Source organism: Mesorhizobium sp. M0119 (assembly GCF_040322615.1).
Lineage (GTDB): Bacteria > Pseudomonadota > Alphaproteobacteria > Rhizobiales > Rhizobiaceae > Mesorhizobium.
The window spans coordinates 95,441-107,302 of record NZ_JAMYTU010000015.1 but is presented as its reverse complement, the minus strand read 5'-3'; the positions used below and the strand labels follow the sequence as shown (position 1 = coordinate 107,302).

12 protein-coding genes and 1 other RNA gene are annotated in these 11,862 nt (G+C 61.7%); 11 read left to right on the top strand and 2 right to left on the bottom strand.

Annotation, left to right across the window (positions count from 1 at the left end; all coding sequences use genetic code 11):
* The first annotated feature begins 267 nt into the window (after positions 1–267).
* Positions 268–2,064, top strand: coding sequence for an acetolactate synthase 3 large subunit (locus tag NKJ40_RS16615; protein WP_352466934.1), 1,797 nt, complete (start codon positions 268–270; stop codon positions 2,062–2,064).
* A gap of 81 nt (positions 2,065–2,145) precedes the next feature.
* Here the strand turns inward: NKJ40_RS16615 and ssrA are convergent.
* Positions 2,146–2,501: a transfer-messenger RNA gene (ssrA, locus tag NKJ40_RS16610) on the bottom strand.
* Positions 2,502–2,662: 161 nt separating this feature from the next.
* On the opposite strand from ssrA, the gene NKJ40_RS16605 reads away from it, so the two are divergent.
* From NKJ40_RS16605 to NKJ40_RS16580, 6 genes are all read left to right on the top strand, one after another.
* On the top strand, positions 2,663–2,974 hold the full coding sequence (locus NKJ40_RS16605) for a DUF2853 family protein (protein WP_352466933.1): 312 nt from the start codon (positions 2,663–2,665) through the stop codon (positions 2,972–2,974).
* 111 nt (positions 2,975–3,085) lie between these two features.
* Complete coding sequence (locus tag NKJ40_RS16600) at positions 3,086–3,880, top strand: thymidylate synthase (RefSeq protein ID WP_023676701.1); 795 nt, start codon at positions 3,086–3,088, stop codon at positions 3,878–3,880.
* Between the two features lie 242 nt (positions 3,881–4,122).
* Positions 4,123–4,914, top strand: coding sequence for a molybdate ABC transporter substrate-binding protein (gene modA / locus NKJ40_RS16595; protein ID WP_352466932.1), 792 nt, complete (start codon positions 4,123–4,125; stop codon positions 4,912–4,914).
* A 15-nt stretch (positions 4,915–4,929) separates the two neighbouring features.
* The gene (modB, locus tag NKJ40_RS16590; protein ID WP_352466931.1) at positions 4,930–5,634 is read left to right on the top strand and encodes a molybdate ABC transporter permease subunit; all 705 of its coding nucleotides are present in this window, start codon (positions 4,930–4,932) and stop codon (positions 5,632–5,634) included.
* A complete protein-coding gene (gene modC / locus NKJ40_RS16585; protein WP_352466930.1) occupies positions 5,631–6,743 on the top strand; it encodes a molybdenum ABC transporter ATP-binding protein in 1,113 nt (370 codons plus the stop codon). The genes modB and modC overlap by 4 nt, the downstream gene beginning before the upstream one ends.
* 81 nt (positions 6,744–6,824) lie before the next feature.
* The gene (locus tag NKJ40_RS16580) at positions 6,825–7,166 is read left to right on the top strand and encodes a winged helix-turn-helix domain-containing protein (RefSeq protein ID WP_352466929.1); all 342 of its coding nucleotides are present in this window, start codon (positions 6,825–6,827) and stop codon (positions 7,164–7,166) included.
* Between the two features lie 33 nt (positions 7,167–7,199).
* Here NKJ40_RS16580 and cobF read toward each other — a convergent pair whose 3' ends face one another.
* On the bottom strand, positions 7,200–7,973 hold the full coding sequence (gene cobF, locus NKJ40_RS16575; protein WP_352466928.1) for a precorrin-6A synthase (deacetylating): 774 nt from the start codon (positions 7,971–7,973) through the stop codon (positions 7,200–7,202).
* A gap of 141 nt (positions 7,974–8,114) precedes the next feature.
* Here cobF and NKJ40_RS16570 point away from each other — a divergent pair, with 141 nt between their 5' ends.
* The 4 genes from NKJ40_RS16570 (at position 8,115) to hflC (ending at position 11,853) form a co-directional block, all read left to right on the top strand.
* Entirely contained in the window at positions 8,115–9,125 is a 1,011-nt protein-coding gene (locus NKJ40_RS16570) for a DUF4424 domain-containing protein (RefSeq protein ID WP_352466927.1), read from the top strand.
* Entirely contained in the window at positions 9,125–9,643 is a 519-nt protein-coding gene (locus NKJ40_RS16565) for a dihydrofolate reductase (protein ID WP_352466926.1), read from the top strand. Before NKJ40_RS16570 ends, NKJ40_RS16565 begins: the two co-directional genes overlap by 1 nt.
* Before the next feature lie 159 nt (positions 9,644–9,802).
* A complete protein-coding gene (gene hflK, locus NKJ40_RS16560) occupies positions 9,803–10,897 on the top strand; it encodes an FtsH protease activity modulator HflK (protein WP_292664363.1) in 1,095 nt (364 codons plus the stop codon).
* Positions 10,897–11,853 (top strand): protease modulator HflC, encoded by a 957-nt coding sequence (hflC, locus tag NKJ40_RS16555; protein ID WP_292664365.1) that lies wholly within the window; start codon positions 10,897–10,899, stop codon positions 11,851–11,853. Before hflK ends, hflC begins: the two co-directional genes overlap by 1 nt.
* The last annotated feature ends 9 nt before the right edge of the window (positions 11,854–11,862 follow it).

The following is an 11,862-nucleotide window of genomic DNA, read 5'->3' as shown; positions in this document are numbered from 1 at the left end:
TGGGCGTTCGCCTCAGCCTGAGACGCCTCAGCCTGAGACGTTGACGATGCGCGATTTTCTGTGTAGCAGCGATCATCATGAAGATCGCAATGGTTCTTGCAGTGGTAGGAAAGCGCATGGGCAGGATGGTGTAACCATCCGGCGACAGCCACCCGTGCGCGACAAACAGGCTCCCGACGGGGCCTTTTTTTATGCCCGAAATTCTTCTTACGCCCGATTTCGGCGATGCCCCGTCAACCCATCCTCATCACGCTACGGGACAGAACCATGACAAGCGATAATTCCATTCAGGATACGAGCAACCGCATGACAGGAGCGGAGATCGTTCTCCGCGCACTCAAAGACAATGGTGTGGAGCATATTTTCGGCTATCCCGGCGCGGCCATATTGCCGATCTATGACGAGATATTCCAGCAGGACGACATCAAGCATATCCTCGTGCGCCACGAACAGGGCGCCGGCCATGCCGCCGAGGGTTATGCCCGGTCCACGGGCAAGGTCGGCGTGATGCTGGTCACGTCAGGCCCAGGCACGACAAATGCCGTGACGCCCCTGCAGGACGCGCTGATGGATTCAGTGCCGATTGTCTGTCTGTCCGGACAAGTGCCGACAACATTGATCGGCTCCGATGCCTTTCAGGAATGTGACACGATTGGCATCACGCGATCCTGCACCAAGCACAACTCTTTGGTCAAAGACGTCAATGACCTGGCGTCAGCGATCCATCGGGCATTCCATATCGCCCGGTCGGGGCGACCGGGGCCTGTTCTCGTCGACATGCCAAAGGACGTCCTGTTTGCGTCTGGGATGTACACGCCGCCTTCGGGTGTTGCTGCGCTGAAAAATTATCAACCGAAGCTGCAGGGCGATATCGGCAAGATCGGCCAGGCGCTAGAATTGATGGCCAATGCCAGCCGTCCCGTTATTCATGCCGGCGGCGGCATCGTCAATTCCGGCCCGGAAGCATCGACATTGCTCCGGGAACTGGTTCAACTGACCGACTTTCCGGTCACCTCGACGCTTATGGGCCTTGGAGCTTACCCCGCCTCCGGCAAGAACTGGCTCAAGATGGTCGGTCTGCATGGTTCCTATGAGGCGAACATGGCGATGCACGATTGCGACGTCATGATCTGTATTGGCGCGCGCTTCGATGACCGCGTGACCTCGCGTGTGGATGCTTTTTCGCCGAACTCCAGGAAGATCCATATCGATATAGATCCGTCCTCGATCAACAAGAACGTCCACGTCGATATCGGCATACAAGGCGATGTCGGCAATGTTCTGGGTGACATGGTTCGTCTATGGCGCGCATTGCCTCGCAAGCCGGATGAAGGCCGCCTCCAGGACTGGTGGAGAAGGATCGCCGGCTGGCGCGCGCGCAATTCATTCTCCTATGAGATGAACACAGACGTGATCATGCCGCAATATGCGGTGGAACGTCTCTACGCGCTGACGAAGGATCGCGACACCTTCATCACCACTGAAGTCGGCCAGCATCAGATGTGGGCGGCCCAATTCTACGGCTTCGAAAGGCCGAACCGCTGGATGAGTTCCGGCGGCCTCGGGACGATGGGCTACGGCCTGCCCGCGGCGCTGGGCGTGCAGATTGCGCATCCGGACAGCCTCGTTATCGATATCGCCGGCGATGCTTCGGTTCAGATGACCATGAAAGAGATGTCGACGGCAGTCCAGTACGACGCGCCGATCAAGATCTTCATCCTGAGCAACGGATATATGGGCATGGTTCGCCAGTGGCAGCAAATTCTTCACGGCAACCGCCTCGCGCATTCCTATTCCGAGGCCTTGCCCGATTTTGTCAAATTGGCCGAGGCGTTCGGGGCGGTCGGCCTGCGCTGCGACAAACCAGCCGACCTTGACGATGCGATACAGGAAATGATCGATGTGGACCGGCCCGTGCTCCTTGACTGTCGTGTTGCCAAGCTCGCCAATTGTTTTCCGATGATCCGGACGGGCAGGGGGCACAACGAGATGCTGTTGCCCGAAGAGGCCACAGGTGAAATATTCGCCGGTGCGATCGATGCGATCAGCCACGGGCTGGTATGAACGCCGTGGCATCTTGGGCCTATCAGGGCGCATGAAAAGCCCGCCGGCGAGCCTGCAGCTGCACATATCAAAAAGGGGAGAAATGGAGGTTTCTGTTGCCAGGTACCTCCGAACCCCGCCTAGAAGTGCGAACCACTAGGGCTTGAATTGAAGCTATCGCACCGCTTACGCGGCGAGACGTGCTTCCGCATAGTTGTCGTTGGCAACTATAAGTTTAGCCCGATAACGGTGGTACAATGCCGGGCAAAAGTACGATCTTTACACCTTCGTCGATCCTATTTCGCCCCCAGCAAAAGCCGCTCCCGAGCAGCGGTTTTTGGTGGAGGCGCCGGGTACCGCCCCCGGGTCCGAACGGCTTATTTCATCGCCTGTTTATCGCCATAGTCGGTCGAGCCGACGAAGCGAATATAGGGACTGGCGGTGGAAAATGAAAGGCCGGAATGCCACTTTCGCCCGTGTCAAAGTGGATCATCAAGGGTTGACTTGCGGCCGGTCTCAACCGAAGCTTTGTGGCGGTGAGGAGACGCAGCGCATAGTTGCGGCAGCGCGCCACAATCCTCATCGACCGGATCCCGTGGCGCCGACGAGGGGAAATTCGATGGCCGATTATCTCGCAGACGTAAAGAAATATGATGCGGCGGCGGATGCCGACGCGGTCGCCAAGATCGTCAAGCATCTGGGCATCGCGCTCAGGAACCGCGATTCCTCGCTGGTGTCCTGCACCGACCCGGAGGAACTGAAGCGCGTCAGGAACAGCTGGGTCGCTGGCAAGCTCGGCGTCACCGACGGCGCCAAGGCGGATGCGGCAATCAAAAAGACCTGCAAGGCGATGGCGGCGGACAACAGCAAGAGCAGGGTGACGTTTTACTACCTCGTCGCCAAGGATCTGGGCATGCTCGGCTCGCTCTGAACAACCTCGCCGCCGGTGTCGGTGGGCTCCGGTGGAATCGTCTCGCTTTGCTGTGTTCGGCGGACGGTCATTCGGCTATGATGGCTGACAACCCGAATCGGACCGGAGCCGATGCGCCAGTATCTCGACCTTCTGAAGCATGTGCTGGAAAACGGCGCCGATCGCGGCGACCGTACCGGCACCGGAACACGCTCGGTATTCGGCTACCAGATGCGCTTCGACCTCGCCCGCGGCTTTCCGGTCACCACCACCAAGAAGCTGCACCTGAAGTCGATCATCCACGAGCTTTTGTGGTTCCTGGCCGGCGACACCAACATCAAATATCTCAACGATCACGGCGTCTCGATCTGGGATGAGTGGGCCGACGAGAATGGCGATCTCGGCCCGGTCTATGGCAAACAGTGGCGGTCGTGGCCGGACGGCCATGGCGGCGCCATCGACCAGATTGCGAATCTTCTGAAGGAGATACGCAAAAATCCTAATTCGCGGCGGCTGATCGTTTCGGCGTGGAACCCGGCCGAGGTGGAGGCCATGGCGTTGCCGCCCTGCCACTGCCTGTTCCAGTTCTATGTTTCGGAAGGCAAGCTTTCCTGCCAGCTCTACCAGCGTTCGGGCGATATCTTTCTCGGTGTGCCGTTCAACATCGCGTCCTATGCGTTGCTGACGCTGATGGTGGCGCAGGTGACCGGACTGAAACCCGGCGATTTCATCCACACGCTCGGTGACGCACATCTTTACTCGAACCATTTCGAGCAGGCGCGCGAGCAATTGCGGCGCACGCCCAAGGCGTTGCCGACGCTATGGATAAATCCCGAGGTGAAGGATCTCTTTGCCTTCCGCTTCGAGGATTTCCGGCTCGAGAACTATTTCGCCGACGCGACGATCAAGGCGCCGATCGCGGTCTAGGACCTACCTGACTGTCCATATCGAAATTGCCTACTGCGGCTGCGCCCTCGTTTGCCCGTGCCGCGGGTACTGATTTCATGTGATATTTCCTTTGGCCTCGATACCGCTGTATCCAGCGGAGGTTATCGCACGCCGAGAAACCTGAGCTCAGAATGCCGTCGCCGGTAAAGAGCCTTTCCTTGTTATGTTCACATGGATATATCGATGGACGGCTTCGGGCGTTCCGAGACGAGGAGAGTTTCATGCTGGCGCGCAAAGGTTCGACGACGATTGCCATCGCGGGTCTCGCAGCCATCCTGATGGCCGCGGTGCCGGCGGCCCATGCCGATGACAAGGTGGTCGTGTTTGCTGCGGCGAGCCTGAAGGACGGGCTCGATGCCGTCAACAAGGCCTGCGAGGCCGATGTCGGCGAGGCGGCAACCATTTCCTACGCGGCGAGCTCGGCGCTGGCCAGGCAGATTGAAAGCGGCGCGCCGGCAGACGTGTTCATCTCGGCCGATCTCGACTGGATGAAATATCTTTCCGACAGGAAGCTGACCAAGCCCGAAACCGAAGTGAAACTGCTCGGTAACCAGATCGTGCTGATTGCGCCGCAGGATTCCAAGGTCGAGACCAGGATCGAAAAGGGGTTCGATCTAGCCGGGCTCGTCGGTGACGGCAAACTTGCCATGGGCGATGTCAAGGCGGTGCCGGCAGGCAAATACGGCAAGGCAGCCCTTGAATCGCTCGGTGTCTGGTCTTCGGTCGAAGGCAAGGTGGCGCAGGCCGAGAATGTGCGCGCCGCCCTAAAGCTGGTGTCGACCGGCGAGGCAGCACTCGGCATCGTCTATGCCACGGATGCGCATGCGGAGCCCGGCGTGAAGGTGATCGGCACTTTCCCCGACAATACACATCCGCCGATCATCTATCCGGTTGCCCAGCTTGCGGATTCGAAGGGCAAGGATACCCCGGCGTTCCTGAAATGCCTGCAATCCGCCAAGGCTGGCGAACTCTTCAAGGCGCAAGGTTTTACCATGCTTGCGCCGAGCAACTGACGAACGGCACCGCACATGAACTGGCTGCTGGATCTCGCTCCCGACGAATGGAATGCGGTCCGGCTGTCGATCAAGGTGGCGACCGTGGCGATGATTGCCAGCCTGCCGCCAGGCGTGGCGATCGCCCTTGTGCTCGCCCGCGGCCAGTTCTGGGGCAAGACACTGCTCAACGGGCTGGTGCATCTGCCGCTGATCATGCCGCCGGTGGTGACCGGCTATTTATTGCTTCTGACTTTCGGCAAGCGTGGTCCGGCCGGGGCCTTCCTGGCCGAGCATTTCGGCATCGTTTTTTCCTTTCGCTGGACGGGCGCCGCGCTCGCCTGCGGCGTGATGGGTTTTCCGTTGATGGTGCGGGCGATCCGGCTGTCGATCGAAGCGGTCGACCGCAAAATCGAGGCGGCCGCCGGCACGCTCGGCGCCAATCCGCTATGGGTGTTCGGCACGATCACGCTGCCGCTGATCCTGCCCGGCCTGATCGCCGGCGCGATCCTCTCCTTCGCCAAGGCGATGGGCGAATTCGGCGCGACGATCACCTTCGTCTCCAATATCCCGAACGAGACGCAGACGCTGCCGTCGGCGATCTACACTTTCACGCAGGTTCCCGGCGGCGACCCCGGCGCGCTCAGGCTGACGCTGATCTCGATCGTCATCTCGATGGCTGCACTCGTGGCCTCGGAAGTGCTGGCGCGGCGCGTCGGCCGGCGGATGGACATCGAATGACGGTTCAGGTCGACATCAGCCACCGGCTTGGCGATTTCGCCGTCAATGCCCGCTTCGAGAGCGCCGGGCGGCTGACCGCGCTGTTCGGGCCGTCCGGCTCCGGAAAGACGACGCTTATCAATTTGATTGCCGGGCTGATCCGCCCCGACAAAGGCCGCATCGCGGCCGAGGGCCGCGTGCTGGTCGATAGCGATGCCGGCCTGTTCGTGCCGAAGCACAAACGGCGGATCGGCATGGTGTTCCAGGATGCGCGGCTGTTTCCGCATATGAGCGTGGCGAGCAATCTGCGCTATGGCCGTTGGTTCACGCCGGCTGCCGAGCGCTACGCGGATATCAATGGCGTGGTCGAATTGCTCGGGATCGGCCATTTGCTCGACCGGCGGCCGGCAAAACTCTCCGGTGGCGAGAAGCAGCGCGTGGCAATCGGCAGGGCGCTGCTTGCCAGTCCGAAATTGCTGCTGATGGACGAGCCGCTGGCATCGCTCGACGAGGCGCGCAAGGCCGAGATCTTGCCTTATATCGAGCGGCTGCGCGACGAGACGAAAATACCGATCGTCTATGTCAGCCACTCGATCGCCGAAGTGGCGCGGCTGGCGAGCGACGTCGTGGTGCTTATGCAAGGCAAGGTCGCTGCTTCCGGTCCGACCGGAGCGATCATGCAGCGTCTGGATCTATTGCCGGCCGAAGAGCGCGGCGAGGGCGGTGCCGTGCTGGATGCCGCGGTTCTGCGCCACGACGAAGCCTTTGGCATGACGGTGCTAGGCTCATTGGCGGGCGAGATCCGGGTGCCGCTTCTGGCAACACCGGTCGGTGCGCCGGTGCGCGTCCGCATCCGTGCCCGCGACGTGATGATCGCCACCGAGCAGCCGGTTGGCCTCAGCGCGCTCAACATACTGCCGGGCACGATTGTGGCGATAGAGCCGGGCGAAGGGCCTACGGTCGAGATTGGCCTCGACTGCAATGGCGCAACCGTGCTTGCCCGCATCACCGAACAGTCGCGGCAGACGCTGCGGCTTCGGCCTGGTCGAAAGGTCTTCGCGGTGGTCAAGACAGTGAGCTTCGACCGGGCGAATACCGGCGCCGGCTTGCCGGCCGAGGCGGATGGGTGAACGGCCGATGATTCGCTATATCGTTTTGGAATAGCGGTATTGCTGGCGAACTTGTAGAATAGCGTGACCGCGGAGGAGAAAATGCCGTCGCTGAGTTTGCGGATAAATCTCGATCCAGATGGCCGCCTCGGGCCGGGCAAGATCGAGCTTCTGGAACAGATCGCCGCCTTCGGTTCGATTTCGGCCGCGGCGCGCGGTATGGAGATGTCTTACAAGCACGCCTGGGATCTGGTCGAGGACATGAACCGTGTGTTCGGCAAGCCGCTGGTTGCGGCACAGACGGGCGGCAAGAAAGGCGGTGGCGCCCAGTTGACGTCGGTCGGGCTTGCGGTGGTCAGCCGCTTCCGCGCCATCGAGCGGGCTGCTTCTTCAGCAGCGGCGGCACATATGGAGGCGCTGCAGGCCGAGATCGACGCTGCGTGAACTCGGCGGAATTCATGCCGCGCTCGATCTCTGCTACTCCTCAGGCTCGCCCGGCTTGCGCAGCAGATAGGTGTCCATGATCCAGCCTTTTTTCCGACGGGCCTCCTCACGGGTGCTCACGATCTCGTCGCCGACGTCGCCAATCCGGCCCGAGATGACGATCTCGTCGGGCGTCCCGAGATAGGCGCCCCAGTGGACGGTGACGTCCTTGTCGTCCAGCGTGTTGAAGGCGCATTTTCCGTCCAGCATGACGATGGTGCTGCCGACGTTTTCGGGCAGACCTTCCTCGGCGAGCCGGCGGCCGGTGGTAATCAAAATGGTGTCGCCGATGCGGTTCAATGCCATTTTGTGGCTGGCTGCGAGTGCCTGGATAGCGGTGATGCCGGGGATGACATCCAGCTCGAACGCGACATTGCCTCTGAGGCGCACGCGCTCCAGGATGCGCAGCGCGCTGTCGTAGAGCGAAGGATCGCCCCAGATCAGGAAGGCGCCGCAGCCATCTTCGGGGAGTTCATCGCGGATCAGGCCTTCGTAGATCGCGGCGATCGCCTCGTGCCAGTCGTCGACGGTCGAGCGGTAGGAAGGCGCCGGCTCGGCGCGCACCGGCACCTCGAATTCGACACGGCGCGAGTTCGGATTAATGACGAAGCGGTCGCAGATCTGGCGGCGCAATTCGGCGAGATCGTTCTTCTTGGCGCCCTTGTCGGGAATGAACAGCACGTCGGCCCGATTGAGGCCGTTAATGGCCTGGACCGTCATGTGCTCCGGATTGCCGGTGCCGATGCCGATGACGAGAAGCTTGCGCATGGGCGAACTCCTGCCCGATCGGGACCGACGTGTCTAGACCGACACGACATGCCGGCAGGCGCCGGGGCATTTGCCGAAAGGCTTTGAAACGCCACATTGAACAGCTAGTGTCATGTTGGCATTCTCGCCGGGGGAGTTTCCATGTTCCGTTACGTCCTGACCGCAGCCTTGGCGCTCTCGGCTACGCCTGCGCTCGCCAATGATTCGGTCGCCGAACTCGGCACTGGTGGGCTGATCCTTTCGCGCAGCGATGCGGTGGCGATGGAAAGCGAGGATCTCTACATCTCGCCGGAAAAAGTGACGGTCGATTACGTCTTCCGCAATAACACCGACAATGATGTCGATGCGATCGTCGCCTTTCCGATGCCCGACATCGAAGGCGACCCCGAAGAAATACCGGCAATTCCGGAGGCGCAGAGCGACAATTTCCTTGGCTTCGAAGTGACGATCGACGGGTTGCCGGCAAAGCCGCAGCTCGAGCAGAAGGTGTTCGCACTCGGCATCGATATCGGTGCTGACCTGAAGGCGCAGGGGGTGCCGTTCTATCCGTTCGGCGATGCGGCCAAGGCAGCACTGGCAAAGCTGCCGCAAGCGGTCGCCGACGACTGGGTCAACCGGGGCATCATCATCGAGGACACCGCCGACGACGGTTCGGGCATGAAGACCGCCTATACACCGTTCTGGCAATTGCGCTCGACCTATTGGTGGCGCTCGACCTTTCCGGCCAACAAGGCGGTCCACGTCTCGCATCGCTACAAGCCGAGCGTCGGTGGCACCTCCTCGGTCAGCTTCTTCTATGACGGCCAGTTCCAGGGTCAGTATGCCGCCTACAAGACCCGCTACTGCATGGATGGCACGTTCGAGAATGCGGTGCGTAAGGCAGCCAAGGACGATCCCGACGGCTACCCCAAATATTTCGAGAACCGCATCGCCTATATCCTGACCACAGGCGGCAACTGGGCGTCGGGAAACATCGGCACGTTCAAGCTGACCGTCGACAAGGGCGATCCGAAGAACCTGGTCTCGTTTTGCGGCGAAAACGTCAGGAAGGTCGGACCGACGACATTCGAGATGAAGGCGCAGAACTTCTACCCCGAGCACGACATCGACATATTGCTGCTGGAGCCATCCGATGGCGGGAACGGCGGCTGATGGACCTCGCGATTTATGTCGCCATCGCCGAGAACGGTGTGATCGGGCGCGAGGGTGGGTTGCCGTGGCGGCTTTCCACCGATCTCAAGCGGTTCAAGGCCGATACAATGGGCAAGCCCATCATCATGGGCCGCAAGACCTATGAAGGCATCGGCCGGCCATTGCCGGGCAGGCTCAACATCGTGGTGACGCGAGACAGGGCATGGCGCGCCGAGGGCGTCGAAGTCGCGCATTCGATCGAGGACGCGATCGCGCTGGCGAGGGTGCGCGGGCGCTGCATGGCCGGCGCTGACGAGATCTGCGTCATCGGCGGCGGCGAGATCTACGCTCAGGCGCTGCCGTTGGCCGATCGGCTGCACGTGACCCATGTGCTGGCCGCGGTCGACGGCGACGCCCATTTCCCGCCGATCGACCCGGCGCTATGGCGGATAGTCCGCTCACAGGAGGTGGAGGCCGGTGAGAAGGACAGCCATGCGACACGCTATTCGGTTTACGAGCGGCGCCGCGACGTGAATTGAAGACGACAAAGCGTCGCGACAGGTCTAAATGGACCCAAAGGCGGACTGTTACGGCAGCCGATCGCGTTGAAAGCGTGCCGTTGCATCCCTATAGAATAATAATATTGGATTTGCGCCGGCGAGCCGGCGCTTGAGGGAATTCCAAGCGAAAGGACATTCATGCCCTGGAACGACAAGAGCGGCGGCGGCGGCCCGTGGGGCGGCGGCAACAATCAGGGACCTTGGGGACAGGGGCCCAAGGGACCCAGTGGCCCGCAGGGCTCGCCTCCCGATCTCGAGGATATCATCCGGCGTGGGCAGGATAGGTTGCGGCGCGCGCTGCCGGGCGGCGGTGGCGCGAGCCCGGCCGTGTTCGGGCTGATTGCTGCGGCGCTGGTGGTGCTATGGGCGTTCAAGGCGGTCTACACCGTGCAGCCCGACGAAGTTGCGGTGGAGCTCAGGTTCGGCAAGCCGAAGGCGGAGCTTTCGCAGCCTGGCCTGCATTTCCATTGGTGGCCCATTGAAACGGTCGAGACCGCCAACATCGCCGAGCAGCTTGTCAGCATCGGTGGCGGCAGCACCAGCGGCAATGGCCTGATGCTTTCCGGTGACCAGAACATCGTCAACGTGCAATTCTCGGTTGCCTATCAGGTTTCCGACCCGAAGGCCTATCTGTTCGACGTGTCCGACCCGGGCGGCATGCTGCAGCAGGTCGCCGAAAGCGCGATGCGTGAAGCGGTCGGCCGGCGTCCGGCGCAGGACATTTTCCGCGACGACCGGCAAGGCATTGCGGCGTCGGTGCGTGAGATCATCCAGACGACGCTGGACGGCTACAAGGCCGGCCTCAACGTCAATGCCATTTCGATCGAGGACGCCGCGCCGCCGCGCGAGGTGGCAGACGCGTTCGACGAGGTGCAGCGGGCCGAACAGGACGAGGACAAGTTCGTCGAGCAGGCCAATCAGTATTCCAACCAGAAGCTCGGCCAGGCGCGCGGTGCGGCCGCGCAGATCCGCGAAGACGCCGCCGCCTACAAGAACCGGGTCGTGCAGGAGGCCGAAGGCGAGGCGCAGCGCTTCATCTCGGTCTATGACGAATATGCCAAGGCGCCGGAAGTGACGCGCAAGCGGCTTTACCTGGAAACGATGGAGAGGGTGCTGAAGGATTCGAGCAAGGTCATTGTCGAGCAAGGCAACGGGCAAGGGGTGGTTCCCTACCTGCCGCTGCCGGCATTGCAGCAGAAGGCGCCGGCACCGGCCACCGGAGGAAACCAGTGATGGCCAACCGTCTTCCCGTCATTGCGGTCATCGCCGCGGTCATCCTGTTCCTGCTCTATTCGTCGGTCTTCGTCGTCAATGCGCGCCAGCAGGCGCTGGTGCTCAGGTTCGGCGAAATCGTCGACGTCAAGAACCAGCCGGGCATCTATTTCAAGGCGCCATTCTCCTTTTTCGATGCCGACACCGTTCAGCTGATCGAAAACAGGGTCCTGCGCTTCGACCTCGACAACATCCGCGTCCAGGTTTCGGGCGGCAAGTTCTATGAGGTCGATGCCTTTATCGCCTATCGTATCTCGGATCCACGTGTGTTCCGCGCCGCGGTCTCCGGCCAGATCGAACTGGCCGAGGCCCGGCTTAGGACGCGTCTCGACGCCGCCTTGCGCCGCGTCTACGGCCTGCGCGACTTCGAGGCGGCACTGTCGGAAGAGCGCGCCGTGATGATGCGCGAGGTGCGCGATCAGCTGAGGCCCGATGCCACCTCGCTTGGCCTGCAGATCGAGGATGTCCGCATCCGCCGCACCGATCTCACGGCCGAAGTCTCGCAGCAGACCTTCGACCGCATGAAGGCCGAACGTCTCGCCGAAGCCGAGCGGCTGAGGGCGCGAGGCAATGAGGCAGCGCAGCGGATCAGGGCTCGCGCCGACCGCGAAGTGGTCGAAATCGTCGCGGAAGCGCAGAAAGAGTCTGAAATCCTGCGCGGTGAAGGTGAAGCCCAGCGCAGTGCCACGTTTGCCGGGGCCTATCAGCGCGATCCGGCCTTCTTCGATTTCTATCGCTCGATGAATGCCTATGGCACTGCGCTGAACAGCAGCGGAACGACGATGGTGCTGTCGCCGAATTCCGAGTTCTTCCGCTTTTTCCGCGACCCGGACAGCAAGGAAACGCCCGCGGCACCGCCGGCACCAGCGCCGGCCGCTCCCGTCGCGCCAGCGGCACAGCCAGGCACCGGCCAGTAGGGCCGGTGC